The organism is Siphonobacter sp. SORGH_AS_0500 (assembly GCF_031453245.1).
GTDB lineage: Bacteria > Bacteroidota > Bacteroidia > Cytophagales > Spirosomataceae > Siphonobacter.
This window is the reverse complement of sequence record NZ_JAVIYT010000001.1, coordinates 2,505,848-2,525,680: the sequence shown is the minus strand read 5'-3', so window position 1 is coordinate 2,525,680 and position 19,833 is coordinate 2,505,848. Positions and strand designations below refer to the sequence as shown.

Annotated in this window: 16 protein-coding genes; 6 read left to right on the top strand and 10 right to left on the bottom strand. The window is 44.7% G+C overall.

The window, feature by feature from the left end; translation table 11 throughout:
- Nucleotides 1–47 precede the first annotated feature (47 nt).
- The 3 genes from QE357_RS10635 to QE357_RS10625 form a co-directional block, all read right to left on the bottom strand.
- Nucleotides 48–761 (bottom strand): 16S rRNA (uracil(1498)-N(3))-methyltransferase, encoded by a 714-nt coding sequence (locus tag QE357_RS10635; protein WP_106634805.1) that lies wholly within the window; start codon nt 759–761, stop codon nt 48–50.
- Nucleotides 762–821: 60 nt separating this feature from the next.
- The gene (locus QE357_RS10630) at nt 822–1,388 is read right to left on the bottom strand and encodes a hypothetical protein (RefSeq protein ID WP_106634806.1); all 567 of its coding nucleotides are present in this window, start codon (nt 1,386–1,388) and stop codon (nt 822–824) included.
- Nucleotides 1,389–1,478: 90 nt separating this feature from the next.
- The gene (locus tag QE357_RS10625) at nt 1,479–3,686 is read right to left on the bottom strand and encodes a glutamine synthetase III (RefSeq protein WP_106634807.1); all 2,208 of its coding nucleotides are present in this window, start codon (nt 3,684–3,686) and stop codon (nt 1,479–1,481) included.
- A 486-nt stretch (nt 3,687–4,172) separates the two neighbouring features.
- Here QE357_RS10625 and QE357_RS10620 point away from each other — a divergent pair, with 486 nt between their 5' ends.
- Nucleotides 4,173–5,189 (top strand): glutamine synthetase beta-grasp domain-containing protein, encoded by a 1,017-nt coding sequence (locus tag QE357_RS10620; RefSeq protein WP_106635037.1) that lies wholly within the window; start codon nt 4,173–4,175, stop codon nt 5,187–5,189.
- 161 nt (nt 5,190–5,350) lie between these two features.
- Nucleotides 5,351–6,676 carry a tRNA (N(6)-L-threonylcarbamoyladenosine(37)-C(2))-methylthiotransferase MtaB gene (mtaB, locus tag QE357_RS10615; protein WP_106634808.1) on the top strand — a complete coding sequence of 442 codons (1,326 nt, stop codon included), beginning with the start codon at nt 5,351–5,353 and terminating at the stop codon, nt 6,674–6,676.
- 112 nt (nt 6,677–6,788) lie between these two features.
- Here mtaB and QE357_RS10610 read toward each other — a convergent pair whose 3' ends face one another.
- The 3 genes from QE357_RS10610 to QE357_RS10600 all read right to left on the bottom strand — a co-directional run bounded on the left by QE357_RS10610 (nt 6,789) and on the right by QE357_RS10600 (nt 10,172).
- Nucleotides 6,789–8,129 (bottom strand): ammonium transporter, encoded by a 1,341-nt coding sequence (locus QE357_RS10610; RefSeq protein WP_106634809.1) that lies wholly within the window; start codon nt 8,127–8,129, stop codon nt 6,789–6,791.
- Nucleotides 8,130–8,183: 54 nt separating this feature from the next.
- On the bottom strand, nt 8,184–9,458 hold the full coding sequence (locus QE357_RS10605) for a porin (protein ID WP_232793523.1): 1,275 nt from the start codon (nt 9,456–9,458) through the stop codon (nt 8,184–8,186).
- Between the two features lie 366 nt (nt 9,459–9,824).
- Nucleotides 9,825–10,172, bottom strand: coding sequence for a 4Fe-4S binding protein (locus QE357_RS10600; protein ID WP_106634810.1), 348 nt, complete (start codon nt 10,170–10,172; stop codon nt 9,825–9,827).
- Between the two features lie 124 nt (nt 10,173–10,296).
- Here QE357_RS10600 and QE357_RS10595 point away from each other — a divergent pair, with 124 nt between their 5' ends.
- Nucleotides 10,297–11,316 (top strand): acyl-CoA reductase, encoded by a 1,020-nt coding sequence (locus tag QE357_RS10595; protein WP_106634811.1) that lies wholly within the window; start codon nt 10,297–10,299, stop codon nt 11,314–11,316.
- A 36-nt stretch (nt 11,317–11,352) separates the two neighbouring features.
- Here QE357_RS10595 and QE357_RS10590 read toward each other — a convergent pair whose 3' ends face one another.
- The 4 genes from QE357_RS10590 to QE357_RS10575 form a co-directional block, all read right to left on the bottom strand.
- Nucleotides 11,353–12,501: an NAD(P)/FAD-dependent oxidoreductase gene (locus tag QE357_RS10590; protein ID WP_309707285.1), complete on the bottom strand. Its 1,149-nt coding sequence runs from the start codon at nt 12,499–12,501 to the stop codon at nt 11,353–11,355.
- A gap of 20 nt (nt 12,502–12,521) precedes the next feature.
- Nucleotides 12,522–13,127 carry a TetR/AcrR family transcriptional regulator gene (locus tag QE357_RS10585; RefSeq protein ID WP_309707283.1) on the bottom strand — a complete coding sequence of 202 codons (606 nt, stop codon included), beginning with the start codon at nt 13,125–13,127 and terminating at the stop codon, nt 12,522–12,524.
- 129 nt (nt 13,128–13,256) lie between these two features.
- On the bottom strand, nt 13,257–15,827 hold the full coding sequence (locus QE357_RS10580; RefSeq protein ID WP_309707281.1) for a DUF5686 and carboxypeptidase regulatory-like domain-containing protein: 2,571 nt from the start codon (nt 15,825–15,827) through the stop codon (nt 13,257–13,259).
- A 76-nt stretch (nt 15,828–15,903) separates the two neighbouring features.
- Nucleotides 15,904–16,701 carry an alpha/beta hydrolase-fold protein gene (locus QE357_RS10575; RefSeq protein ID WP_309707279.1) on the bottom strand — a complete coding sequence of 266 codons (798 nt, stop codon included), beginning with the start codon at nt 16,699–16,701 and terminating at the stop codon, nt 15,904–15,906.
- A 230-nt stretch (nt 16,702–16,931) separates the two neighbouring features.
- On the opposite strand from QE357_RS10575, the gene QE357_RS10570 reads away from it, so the two are divergent.
- Genes QE357_RS10570 through QE357_RS10560 form a run of 3 tightly spaced genes read left to right on the top strand, consistent with a single transcriptional unit; the run spans nt 16,932 to nt 19,780 of the window.
- Entirely contained in the window at nt 16,932–17,636 is a 705-nt protein-coding gene (locus QE357_RS10570; RefSeq protein ID WP_232793525.1) for an esterase family protein, read from the top strand.
- Nucleotides 17,637–17,659: 23 nt separating this feature from the next.
- Nucleotides 17,660–18,664, top strand: coding sequence for a RimK family alpha-L-glutamate ligase (locus QE357_RS10565; RefSeq protein ID WP_106634817.1), 1,005 nt, complete (start codon nt 17,660–17,662; stop codon nt 18,662–18,664).
- Between the two features lie 15 nt (nt 18,665–18,679).
- Nucleotides 18,680–19,780: a carboxylate-amine ligase gene (locus tag QE357_RS10560; protein ID WP_106634818.1), complete on the top strand. Its 1,101-nt coding sequence runs from the start codon at nt 18,680–18,682 to the stop codon at nt 19,778–19,780.
- The last annotated feature ends 53 nt before the right edge of the window (nt 19,781–19,833 follow it).

Here is a 19,833-nt window from a genome sequence, read left to right as displayed (position 1 = left end):
GATGATAATCAACACATTTCCAGCAATCCGTTTCAGATTCATAGGCTTTACTGATTCATCAAATCAAGCGTGTGTACGGCTATAAGGCCCGCCGTTTCGGTTCGTAAGCGACTGTTTCCTAAACTCACCGACAGAAACCCAGCCCTTTTTGCCTCTTCAATTTCCGAAGCGGTAAAGTCTCCCTCCGGTCCGATCAATATAACGTAATCTTTACCCGGAATGATTTCCGTTTTCAGCAATTTCCGGTCATCATCTTCCAGGTGAGCTATGAACTTCTGACTACCTAACCTTACCTGATTCAGAAAATCCTTCCATGGAACAAGCCCTTCTACCGCTGGTAAAGTCAAGTTCAGGGATTGTTTCAGGGCAGAAACGGCAATTTTCTGCAAGCGTTCCAGATTAATAGATTTGCCCTTCCAGTAACGTTCGTCCGTACGTTTGGTTAGAATAAAGCTTACGCGGCTAACGCCCACTTCCACGCATTTTTCCAGCATCCATTCAATCCGATCCAAATCTTTAGTTGGCGTAATCGCCAGATGGATCGAATACGGACGTGTCTCTTCCCGTTGTTCGGACCGAATCTGTACAGAGCAGCGTTTGGGATTAGGGTTTACGATTGCTGCCTCGTAAAAACTCCCTTTGCCATCAACAATTTTTATAATATCGCCCGTACCCAATCGCAATACTTTCACGGCGTGACGTGACTCTTCTTCCGATAGATACAGGTGTTCCTGAATTTCTGATTCAAAAAATAAATGCATGCTCTAGTAATCAGTGAATGATGATCAGTGTCACCATTCACTGATCCATACTAATAAGGATTATTCCTCTTCGTCCAGACTGTGGAAGGAATACAATGTAGGGTCCAGCTCTAACTGCCCTGACGTGAATTCTGAAACGAATTGCTCAATCACCTGGTCGTTCAATACCTCTACATTCAGGCAAACGTCCAGCTCAACCGTACCTTCTTCGGGGTTTACTTCCGTTTCCAAGTGCTCGGTTACTTTGATTTCCTCGTTTTCCTCAATCTCTTCAATAATTTCCGTAATCAGTAATTCCACTTCTTCGTCAATCTCATCATTAGCCTGATAGGTTTCATCACGCTGATCAATAGGAACGTAGAGTGGGTGTTCCTGCGTGGCCCGGCGTTCCGCTTCTTCGTACACCAGACTACTGTGGTGCAGGCGAAGCGTGTATAACACCGCGTCAAAAATCACTTCCTTCCCTTCATGGTTGCCAACAAATTGAAAGTGAGCATATTCATCTCCCATGGGTTCGTCCAGATCAGGGTCTTCGGTGTAAACAAAAGAATGGCCGCCCTGGCGGATTTCTTCTTTCAATTGCTGAATAGCTGATGAGTCGTAGCCGGAGTTTTCTGCAGTCGGCATATTAGTTATGCATTGGTTTGAAAGCCAAAGTACGAAAAAAAAGCCCGCAATGTCTGCGGGCTTTTTCCTATTTTTTAACTAAAAAGCGAATTAGCGAAGCATTAAAAGCTCACGGTATTTCACCAGTGGCCATTCGTCGTCATCCACGATTAGTTCCAGCTTATCGACGTTATAACGAATTTTTTCGAAGTAATCCTTCACTTCAGTTCCGTAAAGTCTGGCCTGTTCTTCGCTGTCGGTAATGGCATTTGCCTTTTTACGGGCTTCAGTCATTTCATCCACCAGAATCTGAATCTGAGCCGTATGTTCTGCAATACGTTTGATCGTTTCTACCGTTGGAGCGTAATACTTCTCTTCGATGCCGATGTCTTTCTGACCTTTCACGTTTTCCACCAGTTTGGTCTGATACTTCAGAGCCGTGGAGATAATGTGGTTAATGGCCAGATCACCAATGACGCGGGATTCAATCTGAATTTTCTTGATGTAATTCTCCAGCTCGATTTCGTAACGGGCGTGCAGTTCTTTCTCCGTAAAGATTCCGTATTTTTCAAAGAGGTCAACTACTTCTTTTCGAGTATAAACCGCCAGAGCTTCTGGAGCTGAACGAATGTTTGAGAGCCCACGACGTTCGGCTTCTACTACCCAGTCATCCGAGTAACCGTTTCCTTCGAAAATGATGCGTTTAGAAGAGGTAATGTATTTTTTCAATACTTCAACAATCGCCAGCTCTTTCTTCAGGTCGGTATTAATTAACTCATCGACATCCTTACGGAACTGAATTAACTGATCAGCAACGATCGTATTCAGAATCGTCATGGCAGACGCCGAGTTTGCCGAAGAACCTACGGCTCTGAATTCAAATTTGTTACCCGTGAAAGCGAAGGGCGACGTACGATTACGGTCGGTGTTATCGAGTAACAACGAAGGAACTTTATTAATACCCAGTTTCAGATACACGTTATCTCCTTTTTCGAGCTTGAACTCGGTCATTAGAGGCATGTTCTCGATGGTATCAATCACTCGGCTTAATTCAGAACCCAGGAATACCGACATGATGGCCGGAGGTGCTTCATTGGCTCCGAGACGGTGTTCGTTACCCGCCGTAGCAATGGTTGCCCGTAAAAGATCGGCGTGGTCGTGTACGGCCTTTACTACGCAGACCAGGAAACTAACAAAACGCAGGCTTTCTTTGGGTTTTGTGCTGGGACCCAATACGTTAATACCCGTATCTGTCGCCAATGACCAGTTATTATGTTTCCCTGAACCGTTAATTCCGGCGAATGGCTTTTCGTGGAATAACACCTTGAATTTGTGACGGGACGCAATTTTCTGCATCAGGTCCATCAATAAGGCGTTATGGTCACAAGCCAGATTTACTTCCTCAAACGTGGGAGCCACCTCAAACTGAGCGGGAGCCACTTCGTTATGACGCGTGCGAACGGGAATACCTAAACGCTGAGCTTCCACCTCGAAATCAACCATAAAGGCGTTCACGCGAGGAGGGATTGAACCGAAGTAATGATCTTCCAGTTGCTGACCTTTGGCGGGAGAATGCCCGAAAACGGTACGTCCAGCCATTAATAAGTCAGGCCGAGCATTAAACAGAGCTTCATCTACCAAGAAGTATTCCTGCTCTGCTCCCAGCGTCGGGATTGTTTTTTCGGTGTTACGGTCGAAATACTCACTCATGACTTTCGTGGCCGCTTTGTCAATGAGTTCAATCGACTTCAGTAATGGTGTTTTGTAATCCAGAGCTTCGCCCGTATAGGCTACAAATACACTGGGGATACAAAGTGTAGACGTACCTGCGGAGTTTTCCAGAATGAAAGCAGGCGACGAAGAGTCCCAGGCTGAATACCCACGGGCTTCAAATGTACTGCGAATACCACCGTTCGGGAATGAACTGGCATCCGGTTCCTGCTGAACCAGAGCGGAGCCTTTGAATTTCTCAATGGCTTTACCCGTTCCGGGAACAATATCAAAGAAAGCATCGTGCTTTTCGGCAGTAGTTCCGGTCAGAGGCTGAAACCAATGGGTATAGTGAGAAGCTCCTTTCGACAAGGCCCATGACTTCATGGCGGCGGCCACTTCATCGGCGGTATCGCGGTCTATTTTGTGTCCTTCTTTAATCGACTTCGTGATCCTTTGAAAAGTTTCCGGACTCAACAGAGACCGCATGGCTTCTTCATTGAAGGTTAAGCTGCCAAAATACTCCGTAACTTTTTCAGAGGGTACCTTTACCGTGGGCAACTGTCGGGACTGAGCAAGGCTTAATGCTTTAAAACGTGCTAATGCCATAGAATGGTAATTAGAGTCGGGGTATTACATTATAAAGAGGTTTCAACCTGGCTCTAAATAAATTAGGAACGGTGGCTGAAATGCAAATCTGCAAAAAATTAATTCTTCCTTACCTATCCTCTTGGTAAAATACAATTTCACTCTTGCACTAAGAGCATAGTTACTAAATTCATCTATTAAAAAATGGAGAGTGACTTTTTAATGCCTAACCCTTAAAAAGTGGGGTATTTTGTTAAAAACAGGTTAAAATTTAATGGATTTACCCAAAAATTCATCCATTTGATGATTTTTTCTAGAAAAATGAGGTGTAATGAAAAATATATATTAACAAAATAAAGATATTATTGTACATTTCAAATAATTCAAAACATTTTAACATAAAAAGTAAGAATATGCCAAATAATGATTTGGAAAAGTACTCATTATCGACTTAGATTTGACCCGTCAATCGAACGAATCGTTTCATACTACTTATATAACAAAACCATGGCAAAAGCTAAATTGGAGTATATCTGGCTCGACGGATACAAGCCCATGCAAAGCCTCCGCAGCAAGACTAAAATTGTTGATGATTTTTCAGGCAAACTAGAAGACCTCGATATGTGGTCTTTCGATGGCAGCTCCACCGAACAGGCTCCAGGTCGCTCTTCTGATTGTTTGCTTAAGCCAGTATTTGTTTGCAAGGATCCTGCCCGTTTAGGTGGCAATGGTTGGTTGGTAATGTGCGAAGTCTTGAATGCAAATGGTACTGCACACGAGTCTAACGGTCGTGCTACGATCGATGACGATGATAATGATTTCTGGTTCGGTTTCGAGCAGGAATACTTCCTGTGGGATCCCGAAACTAACAAACCTCTGGGCTTCCCAGCAGGTGGATACCCAGCTCCTCAAGGCCCATACTATTGCAGCGTAGGTGCTGGTAAGGCCGTAGGTCGCGAGATTATCGAAGAACACCTTGAGCTTTGCCTTGAGGCTGGTCTGAACGTAGAAGGTATCAACGCAGAGGTAGCTTTAGGTCAGTGGGAATTCCAGGTATTCGCCAAAGGTGCTAAACAAGCTGGTGATGAAACGTGGGTGGCTCGTTACCTGCTGGAACGCGTAGGTGAAAAATATAACGTAGTGATCAACTGGCATTGCAAACCCCTGGGAGCTCTGGATTGGAACGGTTCAGGTATGCACGCTAACTTCTCTAACACGTTACTTCGTACCGCAGGTAGCCGCGAAGCTTACGAAACAGTACTCGAAGCTTTCCGTCCTGTAGTGAAAGAGCACGTAGCGGTATACGGTCCTGATAACCACCTGCGTTTGACTGGTAAGCACGAAACAGCTGCCATCAACAAATTCTCTTGGGGTATCTCTGACCGTGGTTCTTCGATCCGTGTCCCCATCGCTACGGTTGAACGTGGTTGGAAAGGCTGGTTAGAAGATCGTCGTCCAAACTCAGCAGCAGATCCTTACAAAGTAGCTGCCCGTATCATCAAAACGGTTAAAAGTGCAGAATAATCTGCTTTGATATAGATTACCGAAAGCCTCCGACTCACATCGGAGGCTTTTTTATTAGCTCAAACTGAACAAATTAGGTATTTTTGCAACTTATATGAGCAACCAGCGGAACTCGTCAGGAGTTTTACGCCTTTTATTCTTCCCATAAGCGGGATGATTCCATGAAAAAAGTAGCATTTTATACCTTAGGTTGTAAACTTAACTTTTCTGAAACGTCGACCATTGCCCGGAATTTCGAAGAGAAAGGGTATCAACGCGTCGAGTTCAATCAGAATCCAGATATCTTCATTATTAATACTTGTTCCGTTACCGATAACGCGGACAAGAAGTGTAAGAAAATCGTTCGCGAAGCTCAACGGATTAATCCCGACGGTTACGTGGCGATTGTGGGTTGTTATGCCCAGTTGAAACCGCAGGAAATTGCTACCATTCCTGGTGTAGATGCTGTTTTGGGTGCTGCCGAAAAATTTCGGCTGGTAGAATTACTCGACGAATTTCAGAAAGAACCTACGGGTGAGGCTCGGGTTTATAACTCGAATATCGAAGAAGTGGTGGATTATCACGCCAGCTATAGTCTGAACGATCGTACCCGTACGTTCCTCAAAGTACAGGACGGTTGCGATTACCCTTGCTCCTATTGCACCATTCCCCTGGCTCGCGGGGCTAGCCGTAGTGATACCATTGAGAATGTATTGAAGGCAGCCCACGAAATTGCCGAACGTGGCGTGAAAGAAATCGTACTAACGGGTGTTAATATTGGTGACTTTGGTATTCAGAACGGTATTCGCCATGAGCGATTTGCTGATTTGGTAAAAGCTCTGGATGACGTAGAAGGGATTGACCGTTTCCGTATTTCATCCATCGAACCCAATTTATTGACCGACGAAATTCTGGAATTCATCAGTACCTCCAAACGTTTTGTTCCACACTTTCACGTTCCTCTTCAGTCGGGCAGTAACAAAGTGCTCGGCTACATGAAACGTCGCTACAAACGTGAACTATATGCTGATCGGGTGGCAAAAATTAAAGAATTAATGCCCCAAGCCTGTATTGGCGTTGATGTAATTGTGGGACATCCCGGCGAAACCCAGGAGTTATTTCTGGAAACGTATCAGTTCTTACAGGAGTTACCCATTTCTTACTTACATGTATTTACGTACTCCGAACGTCCCAATACGACTGCATTAACGATTAAGCCCGCCGTACCCGGTTCTCAACGAGCGGAGCGTTCGAAAATGCTTCATATTCTATCCGATAAAAAACGTCGGGCCTTCTACGAAACCCAATTAGGGAATACGTTACAGGTTCTTTTCGAAGAGGAAATTGAAAACGGTCAGATGCAGGGCTGGACCGAGAATTACGTCCGCATCACCGCTCAATACGATCCCTTGCTGATTAATGAGATCAAGACCGTTCAATTAACTACCATTGCTGAAAATGGCCTGGTGGAAGTGGAAGAACCCCAGATGATTGAAGCTCACTATTAATACTGATTTTCTGGCAATTATATAAAAAGGGAGCCCCGCAATGCAGGGCTCCCTTCGTATTCTATGCAACAAAACCACCGGAAAACCGGTGGATTTGCTGGGGGTATGAGGACTAAGCCTCGATTAAAAATTCATCGTGTTGGCTTACGTCCAGACCTGTTTTCTCATCTTCTTCCGTTACACGCAGAGGAAGGATTTTATCCGTTACCCATAACAGGAAGTAAGAAACTACAAAAGCAAATACTGATACGATCACCAGTGCAATCATGTGAGCTTTAAACGTGTCGAAAGGACCATACGCCAGACCATCTACTGCTACTGCGGAGTTCACCGATTTCGTAGCGAAGATACCCGTCATGATCATACCAACCATACCACCAATACCGTGGCAAGGGAATACGTCAAGTGTATCATCCAGAGCACCTTTAGCTTTCAGGTGAGCGAAGTAGTTAGAAACAATACCTGCTACAGTACCAATGAACAGAGCTACAGGAACCGTCACGAAACCAGCCGCAGGCGTAATAGCTACCAGACCTACTACCGCACCAATACAGAAACCTAAGGAAGATACTTTCTTACCTTTCGCTGCATCGAATAATACCCAGGCTAAACCAGCAGTTGCAGCAGCAAAGTTAGTAGTGGCGAAAGCTGAAACGGCTAAAGGTGAAGCGGCTACCGCTGAACCAGCGTTGAAACCAAACCAACCTACCCATAACAGAGCCGTACCTAACAGTACGAATGGGATGTTTGCGGGAGGAAGGAAATTTGCTTCCATGTGTGACTTGCGGCGTTTCAGGTAGATGGCTCCTGCTAAAGCAGCCCAACCTGCCGACATGTGTACAACAGTACCGCCGGCGAAATCCAGAACACCTAATTTAGCCAGGAAGCCTTCGGGGTGCCAGGTCATGTGTGCCAGAGGGCTGTACACGAAAACGCTAAACAAGATCATGAACAGCACGTAGCTACGGAAGTTAATCCGCTCAGCCATGGAGCCTGTTACCAGTGCCGGAGCAATAACGGCAAACTTCAACTGGAATAATGCAAACAAAGCCAGCGGAATGGTTGGTGCCAGTGACCAGGGCTTGCCGTCCAGAACACCCTTCCACATAAAGAAGGTAGCGGGGTTACCAAAAAAACCGTAATCGCCAATTTTTACTGAGTCTCCAAAGGCAATACTAAAGCCAACGACCACCCAGAGTACCGAAATTACCCCCATGCCAATGAAACTCTGGAACATGGTAGAGATTACGTTTTTGGCATTTACCATTCCGCCGTAAAAATACGCCAGACCAGGAGTCATCAGCAATACAAATGCCGAAGCAACGATCATCCAGGCAATGTCGCCAGTATCAAGTCCTTCCGTGTGAATCTGCGTAGGCAAATTCGGCATAAAAGCTCCCAATAAACTGACTGCGGCCAGTATAATCAATGGAACGTACGATGGTTTTTGCATAGAAGTTAGGAAATAAATGTTTGATGAGTATTAGTAAACGATGAGAGAAAGGGTTTAAAATTTAACAATGGCATGCACGGCAATGGTTGATTGACTGCTTTTGGTATAATTGCCGTCACTATCTTCAAATTTTTGAACCGATCCGGGAGCTTTAGGATACGCATCCATGCGGAACTCTGGTTTCAGTAATAAGTGTCCATCAGCTAAAGTGAAGTTACCGGTTACGGTGAATGAATTTACCGACGTACCTAACCCATCCCCATTAACCAATGCACGATCACCTTTGGTATTGTCAAAGTGCTCATAACGAACACCCAAGCCAAATTTATCACTAAATGCATAGTTACTATACACGGCTACACCACCCCATTTGGGAGTTGAAGTTGCTTTTGTAACTGGAATTGTGGTTTTATTAGTACCATAGGCCGCATTTAACCCTAAAAAGAAACGCTCAGTAATTTGGTAGGTTGTTGCCAAATCGAACAAAGAATAAAAATTTCCTTTGGCCGGAGCCCCAACATTCGAATATTCATTACTGCCAATCCAGTTCAAATATACATTAAAATTGGTTGCAGGTGAGAAGAAAAATTGAGATATAATTCCCTTAGCTTTATTATTATCGTTGATATTATCAATATTATTAACCACGCCAGCCATCAAATAGGCTTTATCACTGAAAGAGTACTGTGCTTTTGCACCTACGTGGTAAAAAGGACCATTATTGAAAAGGTTAGACAACGAGTAGTTATAGTTTACCGGGGCATCAATAACTTCATAGCCAATGTGGGTACCGAATTGACCCGCTGTTACCGAAAACTTACCCGAAAATTTATAAGTCAGATACGCCTGCTTAATAGCTAATGCCGTAGAACCAGCTCCTAACGGGCCAACATAGTTACCATAGTTAGCAATGTCCGAGTTAGGACCAAACGTAATATCTGCTACGGCATCGAGCTTGTCACTGGTGTAGGCAACTTTCGTCTGAATCAAACCCAGGGAGAACTGACCTGATTTCTGATCGAACGCCCGGGCATTACCAACTTTAGGCGTTCCATTTTCATCCAAACCGGACGTTCCGAGGTTACTGCGAGAAGCCGGATTGTTCAGGTTAGCCATGTAATACGTATCAATGTATCCTGAAAAGGTCAGCTTTCCTTCTTCCTTCGTTTCTTTTCCCTCTTCTGCTAACGGGGCTTTCTTCGTAGTATCCGTAGTGACGGTTTGAGCGGATTTTTTGGGCTTTAATAACTTTTTCGTTTCTGGGGAAACTTCAGCAAATGCTGGGTACATCGAAAACAAAGAAAAGATTGAAAGTACGGCCTTTTTCATTATATAATTTTGTTTACATGAATAATAATGGAGGTTTAAATATGGATCAAATATTATGTCAAAATGTAAAAAATGCAAATTTTAGGTTTTTATTTCTCATAAAAACAGAATAAAAATCTCACATTCTTATTATATACATATTTTTTATAGTTTAAGTATAACAAAATTTTAAAAATAGTATGTTTGCATATTATTCTGTATTTAGGCCAATTTACAAAATATTTTAAAAATTGACTTGTGTTATCACATCCCAGATAAGTACAAAAAAAAAGGACGAGCAATGCTCGTCCTTTAAATTTTCCAAGACTGTATATGAGGTCTTAACTCTGATGGTGCTTTTGGTTATCTACACCACCTATTAAAACTCTATTCGTCGTGCAACCAGGCCTTTTTGGCCATCAGGGTGTCTTCATCTTCCTCGTTTTCCGGATCAGGTACACAGCAATCTACTGGGCAAACCGCTGCACACTGGGGTTCTTCGTGGAAGCCAATGCATTCGGTACACTTATCGGTAACAATATAATAGAATTCTTCAGAAAAGGGCGTTTGAGCTTCTTTAGCACTCACCACGGTCCCGTCGCCTAATTCGACGTCGACCAATGCCGTACCTCCTGCAAAGTTCCAGGACACCCCGCCTTCATAAATAGCAGTATTGGGACATTCAGGTTCGCAGGCACCGCAATTGATGCACTCGTCGGTAATCATGATGGCCATGTCAGTCGTGTTTAGTAATTTCGTAGCCTATTTATCCAATCGGATAACAAATGTAACTAAATAAAGTTCGGGGCTCAAAAAAATCTGAATAATCACCCCAGCATATTATTTATAAAGGAAACTCATGTTAGTAAACCATAGAATACAAGCTCTTTCCCAATTAGGAAACTGGCTTACAGATGAATTAAATGCGGAGGAAATACAGGAATGGGCTGAATTTGCAAACCGTAAAAACGGCTGGTTTACCCCAGAATTAGTTCAGCTAAGCCTGAAAGAAATCGCTCGTAATTTTCTTACGACCGATGCTTTACAGGAATGGGCCCAGCGTTATCCCGCATTGAACGCAACGGTTTCGCCTAAAAAAATCGGACTAGTACTGGCTGGTAACCTCCCCGCCGTTGGTTTTCACGACATTTTATGCGTTCTGATTTCGGGGCATCATGCCTTTATTAAGCCTAGTTCGCAAGACGAAGTGTTGATTCGGGCTTTGTTGAAAAAGCTGGTTGACTTAGAGCCTGCCTTTGCAGAACAGATTACGTTTACCGAGTTAATGAAGGAAGTGGATGCGATGATTGCTACGGGTTCGGACAACTCGGCTCGTTATTTCCATTATTACTTCGCTAAAAAACCACACATCATTCGCAAAAACCGTACTTCGGTAGCCATTCTCACTGGAACGGAAACGACTGAAGAACTCTTCAAGCTGGGTCAGGATATTCTGACTTATTATGGACTGGGTTGCCGTAATATTTCAAAAGCTTACGTTCCGAATGATTACGACTTTACGCCATTTTTTGAAGCCATTGCTTCGCTAGAAGCGGTAAGTAACAATCATAAATACGTTCATAATTACGATTACAACCGCTCGATTTACCTCGTCAATCGTACGCCGTTTCTTGATAATGGCTTTCTTTCGGTTACTGAAAACGAATCGCTGGTATCTCCACTTTCGGTTCTTTTCTATGAACGTTACGATAATTTGGACGCGTTAAAATCCAAGATTCAGGCTCAACAAGAGAAAATTCAATGCATGGTGAGTAAGGATTTTCCGGGAAGCATTCCGTTTGGCACCACCCAGTCACCTCAGCTCTGGGATTACGCCGACGGAGTGGATACCCTTCAATTCTTAACTGAACTTCAGTAATATGAAAGGCCGGAATTTGATTCCGGCCTTTCGTAATCATGCCTGACTAAACATTTCCAGCATTCGACTCAACCCATCTGGAGCGTGCATGGATTCGGTTTGCTCCAAGGTGGTCTGTGCCATTTCTCCGGCCCTTCGACACATATTCTTTTCATAAAACGCAAGGGCCGACTGCGTATCCTGAAAATCTTCGTTAGTTAGGGCATGGGCTAATTCCAGAGCATCAAGCATGGCCATATTCACGCCTTCGCCCGCATACGGCGGCATGAGGTGAGCGGCATCACCCAGCATGGTTACATTTGCCAACGCTTCCCATTGCTGGTCAGGCGGCATGCAGTATTGGGGTCTAGGGATGAACGTAGATTCAGCCTTTTCAAACAGCTCCGTCCACAGTGGATTCCAGTCTGCAAATGCAGTATTAAACCAGTTGAGTACTTCCCGTTTATTCGTGAAATCAATTCCACTAGTTTTATACCAGAATTCATCGGTCTTACAGCCGGTATAAAATACTACACTCCCGTCACCTTTAGAGCTAACAATCAATGTTTTGGAATCACCCAACGCAAAAATTTTACCGCCCTGAAGTAACTCATAAAGGACCGGAATCGTCGTTTCTGACTGATGAACAGCTCCTTCAACAATCGTTATTCCAGCATAAAATGGACGAATGGGGGTAATGAGCGGACGGATTTTTGAATTCGCACCATCGGCCGCAATCACAAGATCGGCATAGGCCGTAGCACCGTTATGAAACTGCAAATTCCAGCCATTCCCTTCGGGACTCATGGCTTTGAAATGACTATCCCAACTAACGGTTCCGGGTATTAACGAATCCAGCAAAATTTTACGCAGCGGTCCCCGGTCAATTTCAGGGCGGAAGAGCTCTTCACGGTCATTGACAGCTTCGTCCATGAGAATGGTGGCATTTTTATCGACGATCCGCATATGATCGGCACCAGGACGATAGTTAGCTTTAAAGGCTGCGGTTAATCCGGCTTCTTCCAATGCTTTCAATCCCGACTCATGGTGTAAATCCAGGGTAGCTCCCTGCACCCGAACGTGCTCATTTTCGTCTCGTTCATAGATGTTAACCCTTACCCCCTTCATTTGTAAAAGTCGGGCTAGCGTTAACCCACCGGGACCGCCACCGATGATGGCAATAGTTTTGTTTTGTATTGAATTCATGGCTTTTTATTAGGTATGCGTTAATCGTTAGGTATCCTCATGCCTTTGATAACCGACTGGCAACTTTGAATGATCCTCTCCTCATTAATAATCTGTTGAGGACGGTTCAGGTGTTCAAAGTATTCATTAACAAGGTCCAAGACTGGAGCAAATAGCAAGGCTCGCTGCACTTCAAAAGGTAGATTAACGATCATTCCTTCCTGGGTATGACGCTTGAGAAAGCGATGCACCGGAGCGAAAAACTGGCCTTCTTTAATATTCTTTTCCTGAAAGGATTGATTCAATAAGGGCGACGATTTGCCGTATTGCATCAACACAAAAGCTGAACGATTGGCCACGAAGTAATGAAAGACATTAAGCCATATCTTCTGTACGCCTTCGGCAAAGCCCATCGCTTCGTTAAAGTCCTGTAATACCGCAGCTTCGTAAGATCCTATTACTTCATCAATGAAGAGTTTTACCAGTAAATCTTCTTTATTCTCGTACTTGAGGTAAATCGTTCGCGGCGAAATATTGGCCTCTTTCGCTAATTTCTGCATGCTAAGATTTTCCAGTCCTTCCTCCGCAATGATTCGCATGGCCGTTGTACGAATCGCTTCCTCCTTCTCAATATTCTTAGGTCTCATCGTCTAGATCGTTATAGATACTTCAAAAGTAAATAAACGTTTACTTATTAAATAGTTTTTTAAAAATTAATTCATAAAAAAAGGCTTATCAGTACGATAAGCCTTTGATAATCAATAAAGATAAATTTCTTAAAATGCGGATCGGATTCGGAAGCCCATCCCTTGAAATCGATTACTCTGGAAATTGCTGATGACCTCCGCTCCTAATACTTTCAGGATGCCTTCAAAGCCATACCCTACTTCCAGATGCCCTACATTGTTCGTTTTAAGATAATTAACGAACACATTTTCCCGAATTCCGTAAAGTCTGACGGGCGTAATCTGAGTTAACAAAAACTTACGGAAGTTATAACTTCCGTGGGCCTGCAAGTACCCCGATGCAGTACTGTATGAGTAATAAGGAAGCATTCTGAAATTCATCAGCCCCGGACTTTGGAAGATCGTTTCATTGCCATTAAAGTGCTTGAAATCCATGAAATACGTGGGACCCTTGATAAAACCTCCCGCTTGCACTGCATAACTGAAGGAATTCCGAAAGAGCGTTACTTCATCCCGAACCCCTAATTCTACCGAACTAAAAACCCGGCTGCCCGCAACTCCTAAGGTATAATTTCCGGTAAATTCCGGCGAACGATTATTGATTACATACCGGCGGCCATTCACTATGGCAGCTTTGGCAAAAGGCCGATACGATAGCCCAGCCCTAACAATAGCGGCACGGTTTGAGCCGAAATTGGCCTGATTAGGGAATTTAACATCATCAGGATTGTTGGGGGTAAACTCAACCTCCGGGCGGTTAATCCAGCCTTTGCTCACCCTATTTTGCAGCAAATAGCGATCCTCTAACGTCATACTAAACGATGCTCGCAGACGGTTTCCCAGTTGCTGCGTCACATTCCCTTCAACGTATGCTTTTTCGTATAATTTAATCAGGTTTCGTTCTCTAAATAGGGTATAATAGGTATTCAAGTTTTCAGGGATCGGATTGGCAGGATTGAACTGAAAAACATTCCGTCCAGCCTGAAGGGTCACGCTGGTTCGTTCCTTGGAAAATCCGGTAGTTAACCCACCATTCAGGCGGTTGCGGGCAAACGAATAACGTCCATCCAGAGCTATGTGCCAGCGAGCTGTTCTCGATAATCGCTCAGTGTAAGCCAATCGGGTTTTTAATACATAACCTTCCACGGAATTAAAGAAATCAAACTTGGTAAGGTTCATAATCGGTGATTCAAACGTCAACGATTGACGATACCACTCCCCTTCCTTCCGTTGGCCGTAATTATAAGTATGTCCGGCAATCAGATGCCCAAGTTTAAACGTCGGTAAGTTTCGGATCGAGTCTTTCCGAATTTTGGCCTCATTGGCTTTATACAAGCTATCGGCTCGCTGGTAACCCTGCGTTTCCAGGGCGGTTAAAGGCACCTGACGCTCGCCTTCCCAGAAAGTACTAGGCTGTTTTCGAGCCAGCGAATCCACCTGAAAGCTCCAATTGCGAGTAATGGTCACATCTTCTCCCTGTTTTTTACGTTCTTTCCGTTCCTCTTTCTCCATTTGATCCACCATTTTCCGCAATTGCTTCCGGGTGGCCTGAGCGGGAACGGTTTTGATGTCCGCAGGTTTACGGAGGGATGCCGCCAGTTCCTTATCTATTTTTTCATCCACTACTTCCGGCACCTGATGATATTTCGGATTCACCTTAAGCTGGTAATTGCGAACGGAGGTCACGTACCGGGTTTCGCCTTTGGCTCCGAAGATGCTGATTTTAGCATTCGTCTCCAGTTGTACGGGCATCCAGATATTCTCGAAAGGTGAAAACAACTGGCGTATACTGTATTGTATTCCGTTTTCATCCTGAAATGTAAAGGACAAGCTGTGGATGCTCCAGCTTCCTTCAATAAGGTTGATGGTACCATCCAGAACGTTAATACCCTTACTGCGAGGGGTTACCTTGATGCGATTCACCGTCAGACCGCGATCCGTGAAAAATCCGAGGTATTCGAATTTGTAGTAACCAAAAGATCGGGGCGATAAAGGCGAGACGATATCCCCGAGGTTGGGATTGTAAAAACTTAGCCGGGCGAAGTTGATAGAAGGATTAGCCCCCGGCGGCAGATTCGAACGAATCGATCTTACCTTCTCAGTTACCTGGTTGGGCTGTCGAAATTCGATGTCATTAATGGATTCCAGTACGTACATCGTACCGACCTGTAGGTTTGACTTTTTCAGAGCGTCTTCGAAAAGAAACGGGACTTTTTCAATTCTGAAATTTCCCTTTACATAAGTCCGGGCCGACCAGGTATCTACTTCCAACTGATGATAACGAGCCGTGGCGATGGCCTTTCGCATGATGGTATAAGCAGGGTCTTCCTTACTTTTGCCAACCCGAATTTCAGCGAGTCGAACGGCTACCTGCTCCAGAGCCACGTCCAGCGTCAGAAAGCCTTCCTTTACTTCAACCTGGCGAACTTCGGTCTGGTGATTCAGGTATTGAAACTGAAGCTCGTATGTTCCGGGTTGTAATTTAATTTCATAACGCCCCTCTTCATTGGTTATCGTTCCGGTCTGCGTTCCTTTTACCTGAATGGAGGCAAAGGGCAACACCTCGCCGCTTTTATTTTTGACGATTCCTTTTACGCCCTGAGCGAAAGAGAAAACCGGTTGAGTTAGTAGGAAAAGAAGGAAAAGAAAACGTGCGTTCACAGATACAGCGATTAGTTTCCCTAGTATATGCAGAAAAGTCCGGCGAAGTTGCACCGGACTTTGTTTTTAACCTTTTTTAAAAGGATGAGGCAAAAGCCCATTTCAAAAATACGGGCATGATGGCTCCCCAGGTTTCGGGATTATGTTGCCCCCCGGCTACTTCCTCATAGGTAAAATCAACATCGGGTTGATACCCTTTGGCTTTGAGTTCTTTCATTAAGTCGAGGGTATCGTCAATAGCGTCGATAATTCCGTTGTGATTACGGTCATCTTTTTCATCATCCGTACCCGCCTGTAACCAGAATTTCAGCTCCGGTCTATGAGCCGATTTACGGATTTGAACGTGCATAATCCGGTCATTTTCATCATCATATCCCTCTTCATACGCCCGACTTCGCCACCAGAGCGATCCCGAAAAGACTCCCACTTTCGAAAACACCTCCGAATGATTCCAGGCAATGTCCAAAGCAGATAAGCCCCCCAGCGAGAAGCCCGCTATGGCTCTTGCTTTCGCATCAGTTACTAAGCGAAAACGTTCTTCCAGATAAGGTATTAACTCCTGTAAAATGAATTTCGTATGGACCTCTGCCCGATTCCCCCGGCCTTTATAATCCGGTTGATGGGCGGTACCGTATTCGGATAAACGTAACTCGTTGGCGTGAACACCCACGATCATCAGCGATGGAATGGCTTCCTGCTGATACAATGCTTCGACTCTTTCGGAGAGGCGGAGGCGTTCAAAGTCCTGTCCATCATTCAAAATCAACAGCGGATAAGCCTCGGTTGATTCGTCGTAATTCGGTGGTAACAAAAAAGTTAACGAAACCTGACGTTCCAGAAACCGCGAATGAAGGGACACCGTCCGGTTCTGCATAATGTATTCAATTAGGTGATCACCACAATAACCCTAATCAGAAGGGTAAAATAAACCTGCAAAGTAAGCATGATATTTTCAGCAAATGGCACATCCCCATAAAACCAAATTAAATTTTTCTTAAAGTTAATAAATGGATGATAAATATTTATTTTCAATAAAAAATCAATAATTTATTTTGGATAATTTAAAAATGAAATGAATCTTGGGTAAAGAAATCCCTTCATCACGTGAACGAACAGTACCTAACTTATTACTCCCATCACCTGAACCGTAATGTCGAAATGTTAATTTTCGGTCATTGGGGTTACCCTGTTCTGGTTTTCCCAACCACTCTGGGACGCTATTATCAGGCTAAAGATCACCAGCTTGTAGCGGCTGCCCGACCTTTGATTGAACAGGGAAAAATCAAACTCTATTGTGTTGATTCCATTGATGCAGACTCCTGGTACGGCAAACACCTACACCCTTCAGCCCGCGTGCACAATGCCAATCAATATTACCTCTTTCTGCACGATGAATTAGTCCCCTGGGTGCAGCGACAGTGTAATGCCCCCCGGGTAGCTGTTTCAGGCTGTAGTTTCGGGGGATATCACGCGGCTAATTTTGCGTTTAGGTATCCCTATAAAGTGTCGCATTTATTTACGATGGGGGCCGCCTTTGACATTCGCATGTTCATGGATGGCTATTACGACAACAACGTGTATTTCAATAACCCACCCGATTATCTACCCCAATCCAACGATTCGAATTTGTGGAATATGGATATTGTATTAGGCACGTGTCAGGCTGATTTCTGCCGACCTGCCAATGAGCGGTTATCCAGTATCCTGTCTCATAAAAACATTCGTCACTGGCTCGATATTCGCGGGTACGGCACGCACGACTGGCCCGTTTGGCGAGACATGTTTCCACAGTATTTATCCAGAATCTAATCATCTGCAACTACTTCTATACGATGAAAAAAATTGGCATTCTTCACGGCATGGAAAACACCTTCCCAGCCGCTTTTGTCGAACGTATCAATCAAAAAGCCCCCGAGGGAATCATTGCCGAACCGGTAAGCATCAGCAAAGTAGTACAGGGCGAAGCAACCGATTACGCCGTTATCATTGACCGCATTTCTCAGGACGTTCCTTTTTACCGGGCTTATCTGAAGAACGCCGCTATCAACGGGACAATCGTCATTAATAACCCCTTCTGGTGGAGTGCGGATGAGAAATTTTTTAACAATGCCGTAGCCACAAAAGTAGGCGTTCCGGTTCCTAATACGGTTCTGTTACCTTCTAAAGCTCGTCCCGACGATACACAGGAAACGTCTTTCCGTAACCTGGCCATGATGCCCTGGGATGAAATCTATGAGTACATCGGCTTTCCCGCGTTCATGAAACCACATTCAGGAGGGGGCTGGAAGAGTGTCTACAAAGTGGATACCAAAGAAGAGCTTTTCAAAGCCTACGATGAAACGGGCCAATTGGTCATGTTACTTCAGGAAGCCGTTGATTTTCAATCGTATTACCGTTGTTACTGCATCGGTGGCAAGCACGTTCGGGTGATGCCTTATGAACCTCGGAATCCGCATCATTTACGTTACGTAGCAAGTTTTAACGATAGCCCTGAGTTAATCAAGCTCATGGAAGATTACGTACTGCGGCTTAATAAAGCTCTGGGTTATGACTTTAATACGGTAGAGTTCGCCGTTCGGGATGGTATTCCTCTCGCCATCGACTTTGGTAACCCCGCTCCTGACGCTGATTATAACTCCGTTGGTGCTGAAAATTTCGAATGGGTTGTAGAAACGGCGGCGAATTTCGCCATTGAAAAGGCCCGCGAATTTGAACCCGGCAAACTCAACCTGACCTGGGGCGATTTCGCTAAAACGGCCACTGCAAACGGTAACATCAGCGAATTGTTAGAGCAGTACGCTCCGGCCAAGCCAGTTAAAAAATCCCGGAAGAAATAACTGAACGTACGATCTATGCCCGTATTCACCCTTGGAATCGAAGAAGAATTTCAGACGATAGATCCCGAAACCCGGGAACTCCGCTCCCACATGAGTAAAATCGTGGATGGCGGTAAAATCATTTTACAGGAACGTGTAAAAGCCGAAATGCACCAGGCCGTGGTGGAAGTCGGCACTAACATTTGCACGAATATTCATGAAGCTCGCGAGGAGGTTACCTTCCTCCGCCGCGAAATCATGGAGCTGGCCGATAAGCAAAACCTGCGAATTGCCGCTGCCGGAACTCACCCCATTTCCGATTGGGTAGATCAGCTCATTACGCCCAACCCCCGCTATGATCAGCTCATTAGCGAAATGCGGGACGTGGCTCGTTCCAATCTCATCTTTGGTTTGCACGTACACGTGGGCATTCCAAGTCGGAACGAAGGGCTGGAGATCATGAACGCCGTGCGTTATTTTCTGCCCCATATTTATGCTCTAAGCACCAATTCGCCCTTCTGGTGCGGTCGGGATACGGGTTTCAAGAGTTATCGTTCGAAGGTTTTCGATAAATTCCCCCGAACCGGCATTCCTGAGTATTTCAATACGGCTAATGAATATGACGAGTACATAAAGCTGCTCGTTAAAACCAACTGTATTGACGACGGCAAGAAAATCTGGTGGGACATTCGGCTACATCCGCATTTTGATACCGTCGAATTTCGCATTTGTGACATTCCCATGCGGGTAGATGAAACCATCGCTCTGGCGGCCTTAATGCAGGCTTTGGTGGTGAAGATTTACAAGCTGATGAAGCAGAATCTCAACTTCCGCCTGTACCGCAAAGCCCTCATTAGTGAAAACAAATGGCGGGCGGCTCGTTACGGAATCTCGGGCAAATTGATTGACTTTGGTCGTCAGGAAGAAGTGGAATACAACGTTTTAGCTCAGGAGTTACTCGACTTTGTAGATGATGTTCTGGATGAATTAGGGAGCCGGAAAGAAGTAGAGTATATCCACCAAATTCTACAAATGGGAACCGGAGCAGATCGGCAATTAGCGGTATGGGAAGAAACGCAGGATCTGAAGAAAGTAGTAGATTATATCGTCGCAGAAACTAGCTACGGCATCCGATAATACCGATTTTATCAATAAAGATACCGATCTTTACTATTTATATTGGTGCGAAG